Origin of the sequence: Aeromonas sp. FDAARGOS 1414 (genome assembly GCF_019047065.1) — a bacterium.
Classification (GTDB): domain Bacteria; phylum Pseudomonadota; class Gammaproteobacteria; order Enterobacterales; family Aeromonadaceae; genus Aeromonas; species Aeromonas veronii_A.
Map to the genome: position 1 here is coordinate 2,888,392 of NZ_CP077210.1, position 17,721 is coordinate 2,906,112.

18 protein-coding genes are annotated in these 17,721 nt (G+C 61.3%); 7 read left to right on the forward strand and 11 right to left on the reverse strand.

Annotation, left to right across the window (positions count from 1 at the left end; genetic code table 11):
- The first annotated feature begins 198 nt into the window (after window positions 1-198).
- From hpt to I6L44_RS12850, 3 genes are all read left to right on the forward strand, one after another.
- Complete coding sequence (gene hpt / locus I6L44_RS12840) at window positions 199-729, forward strand: hypoxanthine phosphoribosyltransferase (protein ID WP_005335618.1); 531 nt, start codon at window positions 199-201, stop codon at window positions 727-729.
- Window positions 730-840: 111 nt separating this feature from the next.
- On the forward strand, window positions 841-1,758 hold the full coding sequence (locus I6L44_RS12845; RefSeq protein ID WP_005354634.1) for an ABC transporter ATP-binding protein: 918 nt from the start codon (window positions 841-843) through the stop codon (window positions 1,756-1,758).
- Window positions 1,755-2,528: an ABC transporter permease gene (locus I6L44_RS12850; RefSeq protein ID WP_005362866.1), complete on the forward strand. Its 774-nt coding sequence runs from the start codon at window positions 1,755-1,757 to the stop codon at window positions 2,526-2,528. The genes I6L44_RS12845 and I6L44_RS12850 overlap by 4 nt, the downstream gene beginning before the upstream one ends.
- A gap of 114 nt (window positions 2,529-2,642) precedes the next feature.
- On the opposite strand, the gene I6L44_RS12855 is transcribed toward I6L44_RS12850, so the two are convergent.
- Window positions 2,643-4,448 carry a hypothetical protein gene (locus I6L44_RS12855; RefSeq protein ID WP_254204221.1) on the reverse strand — a complete coding sequence of 602 codons (1,806 nt, stop codon included), beginning with the start codon at window positions 4,446-4,448 and terminating at the stop codon, window positions 2,643-2,645.
- A 245-nt stretch (window positions 4,449-4,693) separates the two neighbouring features.
- Between I6L44_RS12855 and I6L44_RS12860 the strand changes: the two genes are divergently transcribed.
- The 3 genes from I6L44_RS12860 to I6L44_RS12870 all read left to right on the forward strand — a co-directional run bounded on the left by I6L44_RS12860 (window position 4,694) and on the right by I6L44_RS12870 (window position 6,172).
- Window positions 4,694-5,101 carry a hypothetical protein gene (locus I6L44_RS12860; protein ID WP_216952028.1) on the forward strand — a complete coding sequence of 136 codons (408 nt, stop codon included), beginning with the start codon at window positions 4,694-4,696 and terminating at the stop codon, window positions 5,099-5,101.
- A gap of 119 nt (window positions 5,102-5,220) precedes the next feature.
- Window positions 5,221-5,640 carry a MauE/DoxX family redox-associated membrane protein gene (locus I6L44_RS12865; RefSeq protein ID WP_216952029.1) on the forward strand — a complete coding sequence of 140 codons (420 nt, stop codon included), beginning with the start codon at window positions 5,221-5,223 and terminating at the stop codon, window positions 5,638-5,640.
- 4 nt (window positions 5,641-5,644) lie between these two features.
- A complete protein-coding gene (locus I6L44_RS12870) occupies window positions 5,645-6,172 on the forward strand; it encodes a rhodanese-like domain-containing protein (RefSeq protein ID WP_216952030.1) in 528 nt (175 codons plus the stop codon).
- A gap of 73 nt (window positions 6,173-6,245) precedes the next feature.
- On the opposite strand, the gene I6L44_RS12875 is transcribed toward I6L44_RS12870, so the two are convergent.
- The 10 genes from I6L44_RS12875 to thpR all read right to left on the reverse strand — a co-directional run bounded on the left by I6L44_RS12875 (window position 6,246) and on the right by thpR (window position 15,024).
- Entirely contained in the window at window positions 6,246-7,610 is a 1,365-nt protein-coding gene (locus I6L44_RS12875; RefSeq protein ID WP_323912906.1) for a cation:dicarboxylase symporter family transporter, read from the reverse strand.
- A gap of 152 nt (window positions 7,611-7,762) precedes the next feature.
- The gene (locus I6L44_RS12880) at window positions 7,763-8,113 is read right to left on the reverse strand and encodes a putative quinol monooxygenase (RefSeq protein ID WP_005354654.1); all 351 of its coding nucleotides are present in this window, start codon (window positions 8,111-8,113) and stop codon (window positions 7,763-7,765) included.
- Window positions 8,114-8,137: 24 nt separating this feature from the next.
- The gene (gene panC, locus I6L44_RS12885; protein ID WP_204382609.1) at window positions 8,138-8,995 is read right to left on the reverse strand and encodes a pantoate--beta-alanine ligase; all 858 of its coding nucleotides are present in this window, start codon (window positions 8,993-8,995) and stop codon (window positions 8,138-8,140) included.
- Between the two features lie 203 nt (window positions 8,996-9,198).
- Complete coding sequence (panB, locus tag I6L44_RS12890) at window positions 9,199-9,993, reverse strand: 3-methyl-2-oxobutanoate hydroxymethyltransferase (protein WP_128815565.1); 795 nt, start codon at window positions 9,991-9,993, stop codon at window positions 9,199-9,201.
- Window positions 9,990-10,499, reverse strand: a complete 510-nt coding sequence (gene folK, locus I6L44_RS12895; protein ID WP_216954449.1) for a 2-amino-4-hydroxy-6-hydroxymethyldihydropteridine diphosphokinase — start codon at window positions 10,497-10,499, stop codon at window positions 9,990-9,992. Before folK ends, panB begins: the two co-directional genes overlap by 4 nt.
- Before the next feature lie 11 nt (window positions 10,500-10,510).
- The gene (pcnB, locus tag I6L44_RS12900) at window positions 10,511-11,986 is read right to left on the reverse strand and encodes a polynucleotide adenylyltransferase PcnB (protein ID WP_216952032.1); all 1,476 of its coding nucleotides are present in this window, start codon (window positions 11,984-11,986) and stop codon (window positions 10,511-10,513) included.
- Between the two features lie 166 nt (window positions 11,987-12,152).
- The gene (gene gluQRS, locus I6L44_RS12905; protein ID WP_118854600.1) at window positions 12,153-13,061 is read right to left on the reverse strand and encodes a tRNA glutamyl-Q(34) synthetase GluQRS; all 909 of its coding nucleotides are present in this window, start codon (window positions 13,059-13,061) and stop codon (window positions 12,153-12,155) included.
- A 111-nt stretch (window positions 13,062-13,172) separates the two neighbouring features.
- Complete coding sequence (dksA, locus tag I6L44_RS12910; RefSeq protein ID WP_005335644.1) at window positions 13,173-13,622, reverse strand: RNA polymerase-binding protein DksA; 450 nt, start codon at window positions 13,620-13,622, stop codon at window positions 13,173-13,175.
- Window positions 13,623-13,741: 119 nt separating this feature from the next.
- Window positions 13,742-14,485 carry a DNA/RNA nuclease SfsA gene (gene sfsA, locus I6L44_RS12915; protein ID WP_216952033.1) on the reverse strand — a complete coding sequence of 248 codons (744 nt, stop codon included), beginning with the start codon at window positions 14,483-14,485 and terminating at the stop codon, window positions 13,742-13,744.
- A complete protein-coding gene (gene thpR / locus I6L44_RS12920) occupies window positions 14,482-15,024 on the reverse strand; it encodes an RNA 2',3'-cyclic phosphodiesterase (RefSeq protein ID WP_216952034.1) in 543 nt (180 codons plus the stop codon). Before thpR ends, sfsA begins: the two co-directional genes overlap by 4 nt.
- Before the next feature lie 178 nt (window positions 15,025-15,202).
- Here thpR and hrpB point away from each other — a divergent pair, with 178 nt between their 5' ends.
- Window positions 15,203-17,650: an ATP-dependent helicase HrpB gene (hrpB, locus tag I6L44_RS12925; RefSeq protein WP_216952035.1), complete on the forward strand. Its 2,448-nt coding sequence runs from the start codon at window positions 15,203-15,205 to the stop codon at window positions 17,648-17,650.
- Window positions 17,651-17,721: the final 71 nt, after the last annotated feature.

Here is a 17,721-nt window from a genome sequence, read left to right on the forward strand (position 1 = left end):
TTTTATCATCTAATAGTTATTGATTATGGTGTTTATAGTATTTTAACTAATCATGCCTGAGTGCCTGCTAACTCTATCAATTAAAATAAGCCGATAAAAGCACCACGTATCTCTAGCACCCTTCAACATGAGTGGTAGAATCATCGGTTTTGATATTCATGAACGGCCAAATCCCCTTTGGCCTTATGGGAGTAAGTGATGAAACACACCGTCGAGGTGATGATCTCCGAGGCTGAAGTAGCCGCCCGGATCGCCAAATTGGGTGAAGAGATCACCGCCCGCTATCAGGGTTCTGACGAAGTCGTGATGATTGCGCTGCTGCGCGGTTCCTGCATCTTCCTGGCCGACCTCTGCCGCCAGTGCCAGCTGCCCATCACCCTGGACTTCATGACCGCCTCCAGCTACGGCTCCGGCATGCACAGCACCCGTGACGTCCGCATCCTGAAAGACCTGGACGACGACATCAAGGGTAAGGATGTGGTGATCGTGGAAGACATCATCGACACCGGTTACACCCTCAACAAGGTGCGCGAGATCCTCTCCCTGCGCGAGCCGAAATCCCTGGCCATCTGCACCCTGCTGGACAAACCCTCCCGCCGCGAAGTGCAGGTGCCGGTCGACTGGATTGGCTTCGCCATTCCGGACGAATTCGTGGTCGGCTGCGGCATCGACTACGCCCAGAAGTACCGCAACCTGCCGTTTATCGGCAAAGTGGTACCCCAGGAGTAAGCCAGGTTCAGGAATATCACGGGTGAAGCGGCCTTGCGCCCTTTACTCTGTGCAGGCGGCCTTGGCCGCCTTTTCTGTATCGAGCCGGATTCAACCATCACAGAGGTTGCAATGAACGCACTGGAAATCAGCGGCCTGAAAAAGACCTATCAGGGGGGCGTCGAAGCCCTTAAAGGCATCGATCTTACCGTCAGGCAGGGGGATTTCTTCGCCCTGCTAGGCCCCAATGGCGCGGGCAAATCCACCACCATCGGCGTCATCAGCTCGCTGGTGAACAAGAGCGCCGGCAAGGTGAAGGTGTTTGGCTACGACATCGACAGCGATCTGGAACAGGCCAAGGCCCAGCTCGGACTGGTGCCGCAGGAGTTCAACTTCAGCCAGTTCGAGAAGGTGATCCAGATTGTCACCCATCAGGCCGGTTTCTACGGCGTACCCAAGGCGGAAGCCAAGATCCGCGCCGAGAAGTACCTGCGCCAGCTCGATCTGTGGGAGAAGCGCGACATGCCTGCCCGCACCCTCTCCGGCGGCATGAAGCGCCGCCTGATGATCGCCCGCGCCCTGATGCACGAGCCCAAGCTGTTGATCCTCGATGAGCCGACCGCCGGGGTCGATATCGAGATCCGCCGCTCCATGTGGACCTTCCTCAAGGATCTCAACGAGCAGGGCGTCACCATCATCCTCACCACCCACTATCTGGAAGAGGCCGAGATGCTCTGCCGCAACATCGGCATCATCGACAAGGGTCGTCTGATCGAGAACACCAGCATGAAGAATCTGCTGGGCAAGCTGGGTCGCGAGACCTTCCTACTCGACCTTGCGCCAGGTTCTGCCGTACCTGAGGTACCAGAGTTCAACGGCCGGATGCCGGATGAGCGCACCCTTGAGGTGGATCTCGACAAGAGCCAGTCACTCAACAGCCTGTTCGAGCAGTTGTCGAACCAGCAGGTGCAGGTCGTGAGCATGCGCAACAAGGCCAACCGGCTGGAAGAGCTGTTCGTCAATCTGGTCGAAGAGGGGAGAAAAGCATGAATCTGGCCATCTACTACATCGCCTTCAAGAGCATTCTGGCCAAAGAGGTGAGCCGCTTCACCCGGATCTGGATCCAGACCCTGGTGCCACCGGCCATCACCATGAGCCTCTACTTCGTCATCTTCGGCAACCTGATCGGTTCGCGCATCGGTGACATGGGTGGCTTCACCTACATGGAGTTCATAGTGCCCGGCCTCATCATGATGTCGGTGATCACCAACTCCTACTCCAACGTCGCCTCTTCCTTCTTCAGCGCCAAGTTCCAGCGCAATATCGAGGAGATGCTGGTGGCGCCGGTGCCCAACTACGTCATCATCGCCGGTTACGTGGGCGGAGGCGTGGCACGCGGCCTCTGTGTCGGCCTCATCGTCACCCTGGTGTCGCTGTTCTTCGTGCCGCTGCAGATCCACCATCTGTTCAGCGTCTGCGTCACCGTGCTGCTCACCGCCATCCTCTTCTCGCTGGGTGGCCTTATCAACGCTGTGTTTGCCAAGACCTTCGACGACATCAGCATCATCCCCACCTTCGTGCTGACACCGCTCACCTATCTGGGCGGGGTGTTCTACTCCATCAGCCTGCTGCCCCCCTTCTGGCAGGGTGTCTCCCAGGTGAACCCCATCATCTACATGGTGAACGCGTTCCGTTACGGCTTCCTCGGCATCTCCGACGTGCCGCTCGGCACCGCCTACCTCATCATCATCGGCTTTATCGTGGCCCTCTACGGTATCGCCTGGTGGCTTATCTCCCGCGGCACCGGCCTGCGCCACTAATAACCAAAACGGGCACCTCGCGGTGCCCGTTTTCATTGTCCTGCCCGCCTCGGGATGACTTAGACCCGGATGGCGTGATCCTTGAGCAGCCGGGCGGTGAGCTCAAGCTTCTCGTTACGCTCGGCAGCCCGCTCGGGAACCGTGACGCCCCCCCTGCTCATCGACCCGCTCCTGACCGAAAGCATCGTCGATAGCCTGCGCCATGGCGGTGCGACCAGCCGCGAGATCGGGATCGATCAGGCTCTCCTGCATCCGGATCCGGTTCTCGCTGGCCGCCAGCTGCAGTTCCTCCAACTGGGTGGCGAGAGTGACAATCCGGTTATCGACCCGCTGGGCCAGTTCGAAGAGACGGTTTTCATTCCCTGCCGCCATCGCCAGTCCATCTAGCAGTTCCCCTTTGCGCTGATCAAAGTTGCTTACCGCACGAGCGGCCAGCTCCAGTGCATAAGCCTTGGTAGCCTTGGTAGCCATGGCATTGACTCCGCCCTCCCAACCGACATCGGACCCCACCCCCAGTGTCACGCCAAGGGTAGTATGAAACTTTGCTCCCTGTGGCCCGAAAGCCGCAGTGGCACCGGCCGATGCACCGACCCCCAGATTGGCGGAGGCGCGTACCTTGGCCGAAAGGCTATAGGCATCCGCATACTGGCTCTTGAGCAGACTGAGCTGGGCACTCCCCTCAGCTTTCATACCAGCAAAGGCCGAGGCGTTGGCCGTCACGCTGACCACTGGCCCATTGGGGGTCATGATAGCCGCAGCACCGGCCTCCAGCTTGGCATTGGCGACCACCTCGGCCGAGCCTGCCAGCTTGGCGTTAAGCAGATTGCCGATAGTCCAGCTCCCCTCAACCGACAGCCCCAGCCTGCTCACCAGCTCGGCACTGGCACTGACCAGCCCGAGCCCGCCAAAAGCCTTCTGGCTCACGGGTTCACCCGGTTTCAGCTCCTTGCTGGTAGCAGAGAGAGGGCTCTTGAGCTCGGCCCGTACACCACTCTGATAGTGCTTGCCTGATGCGGCCTCTCCCTGCCAGAGCGCCTTCTCCTGCGCCTCGCGCTCAAGCCAGGGCTCATTCAGTCCATCCACAAGCGCGGTCAGCAGCTCGGTCCTGAGCAGGCCAATCTCCCCCTGCTTGCTCACCTGCTGCTGAATGCTGAGATCCAGAACCTCCTTGAGGTGGCCGAGCTCCAACAACTGACTGTGGGTCAACAGGATATCGCGACCATTCTCATCGGCAGTGGCTTGCGGCTTGAGCTCACCCAGTGCGGGCAGAGCCTGACGCAAGGTCCCGCAAAACAGCTGCCACTCGTGGCTTGCTGCGACCTCTTCACGGGTCGGCGCCCGCTCCAGCCGTCGCACCATCATCCCCTCACTCACCCCGAACATCAGGTCTAGCCCCCCTTGCAGCTCCCGCTTGAACAGGTCGTTGGCCCCCTCCTGTTGCAGGCGAGCCAACTCGCTGCACCACTGGCGGATCTGCTGGTTACTCTCGATAGGCTGATTGACTCTCCCCTGCTCGTTGCAGACCCACGCCAGCTGAAATGAGGGAGGCTTGCCACCCTGCGCCAACGCCTGACGGCGGACAGCGATGTCATCGACCAGTTTTTGCAACACGGGATCCTGCTGACGGGAGCGGTTCTTGCCCGAGTCGATCCAGAACTGCAGCGCCTGTTCGATCTTCGCCAACCCGGCCAATGAAGGCATTGACTGGGCCTGGTAGTGCCGCACTGCCTGCTTGACCGCCTTGAGTTCCGGGCTCTGCCGATGGCCAATACCACGGCGGATCCCCCTATCGAACTCCCGGCTACCGGCATCCAGCAGCCGTAGTCTGGCGTTGCCAAGGCGATCAGTAGCAGGAGGTGTAGCATCAGAGCTTGTCTGCTGATGACGGCTTACATCGATATCCGGGGAGGCAATTTTCATGGCAAGAAACCTGCGTTGATGAGAGAGAAGATCCTCAGCGTACGCCGACCCCCCTTGTCACCCTGTCAGCGATGGTCCCGCTTTTTTAGGATTCGGACTGACCCGTAAAAGATGTATGTCAGCTCACAATTTCGGCACAACCACCCGCCCCGCCGACCAAAAACGCTAAAAAAATGACGACAAGTGATAAGCAACCACCGATCAGCCGCATAGGGTGTCACTCTCTCCCTGCCCGAGGTTTGGCCATGTATCACGCTCTCATCACCGCCCTGTACACACAACTTGGACTTCCGCTTCCGGTGGCCGGACAGACAGCCACCACCCTCGCCATCAACGACGAACTGGTGCTGACGCTGGCAGAGGATGAGGGCCATCTGGTGATCTATCTGCTGCTACCGGGCCACGCCATGCCCAACACGCCCCTGCTCAACCACCTTGGCGACGCGCCGGTGTTTCTGCTGGATCAGACCGAGCAGGGAGAGACCCTGATCTGGGCCCGCGAGTGGCTCGATCATCTGACGGTCGACAGCTTGCTGCTACTGCTCGAGCGGGCCATCGAGCTGGCTGCCGAACTGCTGACCCACCAGCACGACCGGGAGCAATCGACACAGCCACAGCATCCCGCCTCTACAACCGCCACCATCAGGGTCTAGCGCCCCCATTCTGGTCACTGCCCCGCAAAATCGAGATTTATCTTGTCCAGCATGGGTTTAGTCATTGCGGCTCAATCGGGAATTGTTAGAATTTACCACTCTCTATAAAGAGGTAGAACATGCCTGCGTTGTTGCGCATGCTGGCCAATCTGGCGCTGGGGGGATTCTTCCTCGCCTCCGCCGGGTTCAAGCTGGTCTCCCCCGCCCTGTTTGTCGAACAGATCGGCGCCTTTGGCCTGATCTGGCCGCAGCTGATCCCGCCAGTGGCCTGGGGGCTGATCGCCCTTGAGCTCTGTGCTGGGCTTGCGGTCATCGCCAACCGGCGCTGGGGATTGTGGCTGGTGATCGGGCTGCTCGCCCTGTTTATTCCGGTGTTGGGCTATGGCGTTGCCATCGGGCTCGACATCTCTTGCGGCTGTCTGGGCAGAGCTGATCTCAGCTCGTTGCCGGAGGCCATTGTGCGGGATCTGCTGCTACTGACGCTTGCGGGCGCCCTGCTGCGAACTTCCCGCCCCGTTTTTCCCGTACTGAAGGAGTAGTGACATGATGACATTGCGATCCCGCACCCTGCTGGCCTCGCTGATCGCCGCCAGCTTTGCCCTCACGGGCTGTGGCGACAACCAGTTCGAGCAGGAGGTGAAGCTGGAGCAGTCGGCGGTGCAACTGGCGCAAGAGACACAGCAAGGGGGCTATCAGCTGCTGACCGTGGCCGAGCTGAAGACCCGGATGGACAAGGGTGAGGAGCTGGTGATCATCGACACCATGCCCTATGAGGACTCCTACAAGAAGGAGCACATCCCGGGCGCCAAGAACTTTGTCTTCGTGAAAGAGGCGAAAGCGGGCGACAACTGGAGCGAGATTGTCGAGGGAAGCGGTACACCGGAGCAGTTCCAGGCGCTGCTGGGTGAAGACAAGTCCCGTCCTGTGGTGATCTACTGCGGCTTCGTCAAGTGCGGTCGCAGCCACAACGCCGCCGCCTGGGCGGTGACTCAGGGCTATCAGCAGGTCTATCGGGTGCCGGGCGGCATCTTCGCCTGGAAAGGCGCCGGTTACCCCGTCTCTGCCGAGTAACCGAGCCAGGCAACTCGGCCGACATAAAGAAGCCCGCAACTGCGGGCTTCTTTCATATTGGGTAACGCTGGGGTTAGCTGGCGGCCTGCTGCTCCAACACCTGCGTCTCGGCCAGCTGCTGTTTGCCCAGCAAGCGCTTGGTGATCATCGCCGCCATGATGGAGCCGTTGACGTTGAGAGCGGTACGGCCCATGTCCACCAGCGGCTCGATGGCGATCATCACCCCCACCAGCGCGATGGGGAAGTTGAGGGTGGAGAGCACGATCAGCGCGGCGAAGGTGCCGCCACCGCCTACCCCCGCAACCCCGATGGAGCCCAGTGCAATCACCGGCAGCAGGGTGAGCAGGAACAGGGGATTAAACGGGTTGATGCCGAGCATGGGGGCAATCATCGCCACCATCATGGCCGGATAGATGCCGGCACAGCCGTTCTGGCCGAGGTTGGCACCGAACGAGGCGGCAAAGTTGGCGATGCTGGCGGGCACCCCAAGGCGCTGCTGGGTCTCGATGCTGAGGGGAATGGAGGCGGCGCTGCTGCGGGAGACAAAAGCGAAGGTGAGCACGCCCCACACTTCCCGCAGGTAGTGCAGCGGGTTCTGGCCGATCAGCAGCAGGATCACCATGTGCACCGCAAACATCGCCAGAATGGCGACGTAGCAGACCAGAATAAAGCCGAGCAGGCTGAGGATCTCGCTCAGCGGATAGTGAGCCACCACCCGGGCGATCAGTGCCATCACGCCATAGGGGGTGAGCGCAATCACCACCCGCACCATCTTCATCACCCACAGTTGCAGGGTGTCGATGGCCACGGCGGCGCGAGCCCCCGCCTGCGGATGCTCCGCCTTCAGCTGGAGCAGAGCAACCCCGGCCAACACGGTGAAGATCACCACGCCGATCACCGAGAGACCGCGGCTACCCGCCATATCGGCGGCAAAGTTGGTGGGCACCAGCGAGAGCAGCAGGGCAGGCAGGGTCTGGGCACTATCGATGGTGCTCATGCTCTGTTGCAGGGTGACGCTGTCGCTACCGTGGCTCAGCAGCCCGGCTGCGGTGAGACCGCTCAGGTGGGTGATGGTCATCCCCACCATACCGGCGATCATCACCAGGGTCAGCATGGAGCCGATCAGCACGGCGCTGATCTTGCCGAGGGACTGGGCCTGCTCCAGCTTGTTGATGGCGGAGAGGATCGAGGTGAACACCAGCGGCATCATCACCACCTTGAGCAGGCTGACATAGCCGCCGCCGATGATATTGACCCACTCCAGGGTCTGCTGAACGCCGGCATCATCGGCGCCCCAGCCCAGTTGCAGCGCCAGTCCGAACAGGGCACCAAGCAACAGACCCGCAAGCACCTTCCGCGAGAGCGGCAAACCGGTAGGCAACCGGGTGAGAGCAAAACAGAGCAGACAGAAAAAAAGCGATGCAATCAGGACAAACATCATGAATACCTGTAGCGGCCATCAGGCCGAAAGTGGATAGAAACGAAGGGAAATGCGGGCTGGGCCGCAGAACAAAACGCCGGAATGCAGGAGAGTGCAGGCGTGAAAAAGCAGCGGACGCCCGAGGGGGCGTCCGCTGGCATTCGGGGGAATTACTTCTTTACGGGGGCGTCGTACTGTTCGGGTTCGTCGCTATAGACGCAGACGTTCCACTTGGCGGCCAAACCATCTTCCGCCAGACAGTAACGCTCGAAGAAAGCCTTGATCTCCGCGCGCTGGCAGTGCGCCTCGAAAGCCGCCATATCTTGCCAAATCTCGTTGAATACGATGGGAAAGCTTTCCCCCTCGGCAAACGGGCTCGCGATGTGGCGGGTTACCCGATATTGCAGGCAACCATCCTCACGCAGGGTATTGGGCTCGAGCGCCTGCAGCACCTGAAACAGGGCCTGCTCCTGACCGGGTTTGGGCAGGAATTGGGCAATGCAGTAAACCTTCTTGGACATGGAGTCCTCCTGGTTGTGGCGGGCTCAGGCTTGCTGCAGCGTGACCACTTGATTGTCGATAAGGCGGGCCTTGCCAAGATAAGCAGCCATCAGGATCACCAGCTGCGCGCTCTCGTCAGTGGCGGATTCGAGGGTGGCGGCATCGACGATGTCGATGGCATCGGTACGAAAACCGGCGTTGTCGAGACGCTGGCTGGCCTGCGCCACCAAGGAGGGCAGGTGGTGGTCACCCGCTTCAATCTGCTCGGCGATCCAGTTCATGGTGCGCGCCAGCTCGGGGGCGATGACCCGCTCGGCAGCTGTCAGGTAGCCGTTGCGCGAAGAGAGCGCCAGCCCGTCTTCGGCCCGCACGGTGGGCACACCGACGATCTCGATGGGCATCGCCATGTCGGCCACCATCTTTCGAATAAGCGCCAACTGCTGGTAATCCTTCTGGCCAAAGCAGGCCACATCCGGCTGTACCAGATTGAACAGCTTGGTAACGACTGTGCTGACCCCGCGGAAGTGACCCGGGCGCAGCGCTCCCTCCAGCAGATTGGAGAGGCCCGGCACCTCGACGAAGGTCTGGCTGGCCAGACCCTGCGGATACATGATCTCCGGGGTCGGGGTGAACACCATATCGACGCCGGCCGCTTCCAGCGCAGCGCAATCCTGCTCCAGGGTGCGCGGATAGTTGGCAAGATCCTCGGCCTTGTCGAACTGCATCGGGTTGACGAAGATGCTGACCACCACCTTCTCGGCGTGGCTGTGCGCCTCTTTCACCAGCGTCAGGTGGCCCTGATGCAGGTTACCCATGGTGGGCACAAATGCGATGGCACGCCCTTCACGGCGCCATTGGCTGATCTGCTCACGCAGAACGACGGGATTATTTACGACCAACATCAGCAGTTCACCTTCCGATAAATCAAAAAGAGAGACGGGTTGCATCTACCAGTAGCACTCGGGCGGGATGAAGCACGAAAATGGCTATCAGCAGTTCACCTTTAGATGAATCAATAAGAGACGGATTAGCTATACGGGTTAACTGTGCGAGGCTGAGAAGCAGAGACGGGGGCCGCAGCCCCCCCATCATGCAACTGCCAGGGTCAGTTGAAGCTGTGCTCCGGGCCGGGGAAACTCCCCTCGCTCACCTGCTGGACATAGAGGCGGATGGCGGCACGCACATCGCCGGTCTCGGCCAGGAAGTTCTTGGTGAACTTGGGCACATAGCCAGAGGTGACGCCAAAGGCATCGTGCATCACCAAAATTTGACCATCGGTCGCGGGGCCGGCACCAATGCCAATCACCGGGATGCGAAGCGCCTTGGTGATGCGCTCGGCCAGCGCAGTGGGCACACACTCGAGCACCAGCAGCTGGATACCGGCCGCTTGCAGTTCGAGGGCCTGGCGGTAGATCTCCTGCGCCTGAAACTCGTCACGCCCCTGCACCTTGAAGCCGCCAAAGACATGAACGGATTGCGGGGTGAGACCGAGGTGACCACACACAGGCACCCCGTTGCGGGTAAGGTGACGGATAGAGTCACAGAGCCAGTCGCCCCCTTCCATCTTGACCATGCGGGCACCGGCCGCCATCAGGCGGGCAGCGTTCTGGTAAGTCTGCTCGGGGGTGGCGTAGCTCATGAACGGCATGTCGGCGACCACCAGTGCCTTGCTGGCACCGCGCGCCACACAGCGGGTGTGATAGACCATCTCATCCATGTTGACCGCCAGGGTATCCTGACCCCCTTGCAGCACCATGCCCAGCGAATCGCCGATAAGCAGCACGTGGGCCCCCTCGTCGTCGAACAGCTTGGCAAAGGTGGCATCATAGGCGGTGATGGCGGTGAACTTTTGACCTTCCTGCTTCATCTTCAGCAGGCTGGCGGTGGTGATCTTGCTCATAGAGGCTCCTGTACGTCTGCACGCGGGGCAATGATGGCCAAATCATTGTGCGGGCAGCGGGCAACCAGTCGGGCGAGCGGGGTGCCGCAGGGCAGCACCAGAGCAGGCGCAATTTCGGCAAGAGGCAGCAGCACGAACTCCCGCTCCTTCATGCCGTAGTGGGGTACGATCAGGCGCTCATGGTTGATCACCTGATCTCCATAGAGCAACAGATCGAGATCCAGGGTTCTGGGTCCCCACCGCTCATCTTTGCGCACACGTCCCTGTTCCAGCTCGATTTTTTGTAATTGATCCAGCAGCGCAAGGGGTGCGAGCCGGGTGTTGAGCCGGGCCACGGCATTGACGTAGTCCGGTTGGTCAGCAGGCCCCATGGGGCGGCTGCTGTAAAACGACGAGGCCTGCACCAGCACAGATTCCGGCAACCTTGCCAGGGCGGCAACGGCGCGACGAGCCTGACCCAGCGGATCAGACAGGTTGGAACCAATGGCGATGAAGACCTCGGTCATCACGTCTGTGGTCACTCGGCCGTTTTCGGTTTACGACGGCGCGGGCGGCGGCGGTTGCGGCTGTTGCTGCTGCGCTTCTCGCCATCTTGGCTACGGGCTTCGCCGGCCCGACCGCGCTCACCGCTGGCAGGGCGACGGGTCGCTTCACGCTGCAGTTGCGGGCGCACATCCGGATTGGAGGCAACATAGCGCTCCCACCAGCTGGCCAGCTCGCCGAGACCGCGCTCGACCCGGTTGCGCAGCAACAGGAAGTCGAACGCCGCGCGGAACTTGGGATGCTCCATGGCGCGCTCGGGGTGCTTGCCCTGACGACGGGTCAGACGCTGTTGGAGTGCCCAGATGTCGCGGACATCGGTAGTGAAACGGCGAGGTACGGCAATGATCCGCACCTGATTGTCCAGCACCTCGTTGACCGCCAGCATGAAGGCGTCATACCAGGGCAGACCGCTCTCGTTCTCCAGCACCCGACCGCGAGCCTCGACGCAGCCCCACAGCAGGGTGGCGTAGAGGAAGGCGGGGGTGACGCGCTTATCTTCACGAACGCGGGTGTCGGTATCGATCAGCGCCTGCTCGATAAACTGCTCGTAGGGCGAGTTGCCGTGCGGGGTAAACAGCGCAGCCACTTGCGGGAAGAGCTGCTGGAACAGACCATACTCGCGCAGCAGCTTGTAGGTTGCCAGACCGTCGCCAGCCAGGAACAGCTTGAGGGTCTCCTCAAACAGGCGGGCCGCCGGAATATCCTGCAGCAGAGGCGCCAGCGCCTTGATGGGGGCGGCGGTACGCGGGCTGATGGTCATATCCAGCTTGGCGGCGAAGCGCACGGCGCGCAGCATCCGCACCGGATCTTCACGATAACGGGTCTCGGGATCGCCGATCAGCTCAAGCTTGCGCTCGGCCAGATCTTCCAGACCCCCTTCGAAATCGTGCAGGGTGAAATCTTTGGCGCTGTAGTAGAGGGCGTTGACGGTAAAGTCGCGGCGCTCGGCATCCTCTTCGATGGTGCCGTAGACGTTGTCGCGCAGCAGCATGCCTTCATCAGACTGGGCCGACACATGTTTGCTGGTATTGACCTGATGGTGGTGACCCCGGAAGGTGGCCACTTCGATCACGTCACGACCAAAGACAATGTGGGCCAGGCGGAAACGACGGCCAATCAGGCGGCAGTTGCTGAACAGCGCCTTGATCTGCTCCGGCGTCGCATCGGTTGCGATGTCGAAATCCTTGGGCGTCTTCCCGAGCAGCAGATCCCGGACTCCGCCGCCGACCAGGTAGGCTTCGTAGCCGCCCTTGTTCAGGCGATAGAGCACCTTGAGTGCATTCTCGCTGATCTCTTTGCGCGAAATAGGGTGCTGATCACGGCTTAAGGTACGACGTTGACCGGCGACACGGGCTGGAATGGGGGATTCCACCGACTGCTCGCCGTCTTCCTTGCCGAGCACCTTGCGGCAAAAGTTTGCGATCTGGGAAAAAATGGTACACCTCTTCATGACTTCTAGATTGACGGGAGGCCAAAAAATAGCGGCCTATCATAGCTCACGCCTAACCAAATGAAAAACCGTGCCGACAATTGATCCCGCATGAAACCGTCTGCCAGCGAAAATAGCGGTCTATCAGCGCCCAGCTCACGCCTTATTACACGAAAACCGGCTCTTTTTACTCAAGGTCCAGCGGGATTTTCTCGCTGGCGGGCACCCGTTCTAGCTGCCAGTTGGCGATGCCCCATTCGATGATCTCGTCGATCCGGCTTGCCATCAGCTCGGGCGGCGGGCACTGGCCGAGGAAGTGCAGCGCCTGCCACAGGGCGGGTCGCACCTCATCGAGCGCCAGAGCAGGCGCATGGTTCTGCTTGGAGAGCTTGTTGCCATCGGCCAGTACCGCCAGCGGCAGGTGCACCCAGTCGGGCACCGGCGCCCCCAAGGTCTGGTAGAGGGCAATCTGGCGCACCGTGGGCTCCAGCAGATCGGCACCGCGCACTATCTCGGTGATGCCGCTGTCCATATCATCCACCACCACTGCCAGGTTGTAGGCGTAAAGCCCGTCGCGGCGACGGATAATAAAATCCTCCTCGGCAAGCGCCGCCGGGACCGCGATATGGCCCTGCAAGCGATCGTCGAAGTGGTAGACCGGATGGTGCTGGCGCAGCCGGGCGGCGCAACCTTCGGCCGCAAGCCCGAGGGTGCGGCAGTGGCCGCTGTAGAGACCGCCCGCGGCCATGATTTCTCGCCGGGTGCAGCGGCACCAGTAGAGATCCCCCGCCCGATAGAGCTGGTCGATGATCTCGTCATAACGACTATGGCGCGCGCTCTGGAACATCACCTCCCCATCCCACTCGAGGCCATATGCCTCAAGGGTTTTGAGGATCAGGTGCGCTGCCCCCGCCATTTCCCGCGGCGGATCGATATCTTCGATGCGAACCAACCAGCGTCCCTGCTGCGCTCTGGCCTGCAGAAAGCTGCCGAGGGCGGCGATCAGCGAACCGAAATGAAGCGGGCCTGAGGGTGAGGGGGCAAAGCGGCCGACATAGGGGCGCACAAGGGGTGAGGACGGGAAATTCACTGGCATGACTATTCGGGTAAGCGATTCATTGAGGCTGCATTCTGGGGCGCGACCGCCAAAAGCTCAATAAAAAAGGGAGCCCGCGAGCTCCCTTTTTCATATACCAGAGGGTCGGGATCAACCGGCCATCTGTTTTTCCTTGATCTCGGCCAGCGTCTTGCAATCGACACAGAGGTCGGCAGTCGGACGGGCTTCCAGACGACGGATACCGATCTCGATACCGCAGTGTTCGCAGTAACCGAAATCATCGTCTTCAAGCAGCTGCAAGGTCTTCTCGATCTTCTTGATCAGCTTGCGTTCACGGTCGCGGGTACGCAGTTCAAGAGCGAACTCTTCTTCTTGCGCGGCACGATCCACGGGATCCGGGAAGTTGGCAGCCTCGTCTTTCATATGGTCGACGGTACGATCAACTTCCTGCATCAGTTGGTTGCGCCAGGCACCCAGGATCTTGCGAAAATGCGCCTTTTGTTGGTCATTCATGTACTCCTCACCCGGCTTTTCCTGGTAAGGCGCGACACCCGCAATGGCCAGGGGGCCCAGAGATTTCCTGTTTTCGCCTGTTGGCATGCCCTGTCTCCTAATTCAGCACGCTACCCGTGCCATCCATAAATTGAGGGCGACATCTATAGCAGAAGGGTAACGGGTAAGCAAACGAGCCGTACCAATAATGTTACCCACTCCAATATTTATGCACTCCCCTCGGGTAACAGGTGACCAGATTCAAACGGGATAAACCCTTGAGCCACCATGCCTTGCACCCCAACATGGGGCCGATAGCATAAAATTTCAACCCCCGCCGCGATTGCCTGCTCAATTAGCAGACTATAGTGCGGATCTATATGGGTTGCAGGGCGCATCCGGCTTATTCCGGAGTGCAACACCATAAAGAGCAGCACGGCCCTGTGGCCCGCCGCTTTCATCGCCATCAACTCGCGCAAATGCTTGGCACCACGGGCGGTGACCGCATCGGGGAAGTAGCCCATACCCGGATCTTCACGTTCGTCGAGCAGGGTGACCGATTTTACCTCGATGTAACAATTGCCCTTCTCGTCATCTTCCAGCAACAGATCGATGCGACTGTTCTCTTCGCCATACTTCACCTCGGTGCGCAACCGGCTGTAACCCGCCAGCGGAGCGATGGCCTCCTGCTCGATCAGCTCCCGGGCAATCAGGTTGGCGCGTGCCGTGTTGACGCAGATAAAGTGGCCCGCCGGGCTTTCGGCGATCTCCCAGCTGTTGGGCAGCTTGCGCTTGGGGTTATCGGAGGTGGAGTACCAGACCCGGGTGCCCGGATCGGCACAACCGGTCATGGCACCGGTATTGGCGCAGTGGATAGTGATGACCTCGCCGTTATCGAGTTGCACATCGGTCAGAAAGCGCTTGTAGCGGGCCACCAGCTGGCCCGATTGCAGGGGGGGATCAAAGATCACGGGTTAGCCCTCCGCGCGTCTTCTTTTACCCGGGCGCGCAGCGGCCAGCAGGCAAGCGGCTCGTAGCGCACCCCGTCCGGGGTCGAGATGGATTGATAGAGGCAGAACTCGTCAGCCTGCAGCAGAAAATTTGGGGCAGGCAGGGTGGCAGGGGCCTCGACCGCCTTGCGCGACAGGGTGACATGGGGGCGATAACCCTGCTCGCCATTGCCAAGACGCAACTTCTCGCCGTGGCGGCGCAGCGCCCTAGCCAGCACGTTCAGCTCGTTGGGCCACTCTTTCGGGCCAATCCAGGCGGCCTTGGCCCGGCTGAACCAGCCGGTCTCATCCAGCCTGATGGAGAGCGGCGGACAGTGCTGACGCTCTACGGCGGCGATCAGGCGGCGGGTGGTCAACTCGTCCGCCTCACCCAGAAAAGCCAGGGTCAGGTGGAGGTTGGCTTGCGGCACCGGCTGACCGGGCCAGGGCAGCTGATCGCGCCAGGCGATGAGCTCGGGGGCGAGCTCTTTGACGGGCAGGGCAAAGAAGAGTTTGGCCATGTGGTGATAATGCCTTTTTCACGCTCATTGGATGGGCCCATTCTATGGCAGCCATCCGGCCATGTCTCGCCACCCTCCCACCCGAGTGACCATCTCCGCACATCCACTCACGGTGGTGCGGGTGGCTGTGGCAGAATAGGCGCCGTTTTACCGGTTGCCACAGAAGGTGCTCATCGCTTTGTCCCAGCTCCCCATCGTTTCGGTATTACCCGAACTCTTTGCCGCCCTCGACAGCCACACCAGTGTGATCCTGCAGGCGCCCCCCGGCGCGGGCAAATCGACCCTGCTGCCGCTGGAGCTGGTGCGTCAGAACCGGCTGCCCGGCCGCATCATCATGCTGGAACCAAGGCGCCTTGCGGCGCGCAATATCGCCACTTTTCTGGCGCGCCAGCTGGGGGAGAAGGTGGGCGAGCGCATCGGCCTGCGAGTGCGTGGCGAGAGCCGCACCAGCTCAGCGACCCGGCTAGAGATCGTCACCGAAGGCGTGCTGACCCGGATGTTGCAGCAAGACCTTGAGCTGAATGGCGTCTCGCTGGTCATCTTCGATGAGTTCCACGAACGCAGCCTGCACGCCGATACCGCATTGGCCTTCGCCATCGAGAGCCAGCAGGGATTACGCGATGACCTCAAGCTACTGGTGATGTCCGCAACCCTGGATGGCATGGCGCTTGAGCGTCTGTTACCGGATGCCCCTGTAGTTCGCTCCGAGGGGCGCGGTTTTCCCATCGACTACCACTACCGCCCCGCCAATCGCCAGCAGTGGCTGGAGCCGCAGGTCGGCGCCGTGGTAATCGAAGCGCTGGCCGAGCAAGATGGCAGCCTGCTGGTCTTTCTGCCGGGACAGGGGGAGATCGAGCGACTGGCGCAATGGTTGGCAGACAAACTGCCGGACGACGTGACCCTCGCCCCCCTCTACGGCCGCCTCGACATGGCGGCGCAGCAGGCAGCCATCGAACCGGCGCCTGCCGGCCGCCGTAAGCTGGTGCTCACCACCAATGTGGCGGAGACCTCCCTCACCATCGAAGGGATTTCGGTGGTGATCGATAGCGGGCTGGAACGACGGGCCTCCTATGATCTGAAAAGCGGTGTCACCCGACTGGAGACTCGCCAGATAGCCAAATCCTCCGCCACCCAGCGGGCCGGTCGCGCCGGTCGTCTCGGCCCCGGCGTCTGCTACCGGCTCTGGAGCAGCGAGGTGCAGGAGCGACTCGCCGAGCAGAGCCCGCCAGATATCCTCACTCAGGAGCTGACCGGCCTGCTGCTGGACGCCGCCCAGTGGGGAGCAAAGGTGGAAGATCTGCCGCTGCTGGACATGCCCCCCGCCGCTGCGGTGGCCAGCGCCCAGCGGCTGCTGGTGGCCCTTGGCGCCATGAAGCCGGAGGGTGAGCAACAACTCACTCCCGCTGGCCGCGCCATGGCGGCCTTCGGTACCCACCCTCGCCTCGCTCGCATGCTGCTGCGCGCCCGCGAGCTGGAGTCCGAGGGTCTGACAGGGATTGTCGCCGATGCCGCTTATCTGGTGGCGTTGCAGGAAGAAGATCTGCGAGGATCGGAGCGCCTCTTTGTGCTGTTCCACCGCCGTCAAAGTGCCCTGCGTCAGGGGGCGGCTCGCTGGTTTGAACGGCTTGGCGTGCGCCCTGCCAGTGCGCAGGGTCAGTGGCTGGGGCTACTCTGCGCCCTCGCCTGGCCGGATCGCATCGGCAAACTGCGTAGCGGCAGTCGCTATCAACTCAGTGGTGGGGTGAGCTGCGATCTGGTAGAAGGTCATCCCTGTCAGGGACAAGGGGCGCTGATCGCCATCGAGATGGGGCAGAACGATCGCGGCAGCCGCATCTTTATCGCCGAACCGGTCGATCTGGACGAGCTGGTACGCCTGCTGCCGGAGCTGGTGAGCGAACGGCAGTGGTTCGACTGGGATGAGCGGGAAGAGCGGGTGCGCGCCGAGCGCCAGCAGGTGATCGGCGAGCTGGTGCTGAGCCAGCGACCGCTGACCGAACTCTCTGACGAGCAGAAAGGGCGCTGCCTGCTGCAGGGCATCCGCCGCAAGGGGCTGCACGTGCTGCCGTGGGACGAGAGCAGCGAAGGGCTGCTGGCCCGTCTGCGCTGCGCCCGTGAGTGGCTGCCCGATGAGGAGTGGCCAGCCATGGATGACGACAGCCTGCTGGCCGACCTAGAACAGTGGCTGCTGCCAGCGGTGAGCGGTATGACCCGGCTGGAGCAGCTGAAGAGGCTCAATATGAGCGACATCCTGCGCCAATCCCTGCCCTGGCCGTTGCCCAAACGGCTGGACGAGGCGCTGCCGAGTTACTTTGCAGCGCCCACCGGCAGCCGGGTGCGGATCCGCTATCAGCCAGGGCAGGCACCGGTGATCCCGGTGCGGATTCAGGAGATGTTCGGGCAAGGCTCGACCCCCTGCGTGGCCGATGGCCGGGTGCCGCTGGTAGTGGAGCTGCTCTCCCCTGCCCAGCGACCGCTGCAGATCACTGCCGATCTGGCTGCTTTCTGGGCTGGATCCTACGAACAGGTGAAAAAAGAGATGAAGGGACGCTATCCCCGCCACTACTGGCCGGATAATCCGCTGGAGGCGATGCCGACCAGGGTCACCAAGAAGAAGATGGGTATCTAGGTTCGATTGGCCAGGCCCGATCGGACGTTCGCGAATGCGACATAACAAGTAGAAAAGAAAGCAAAGAGGAT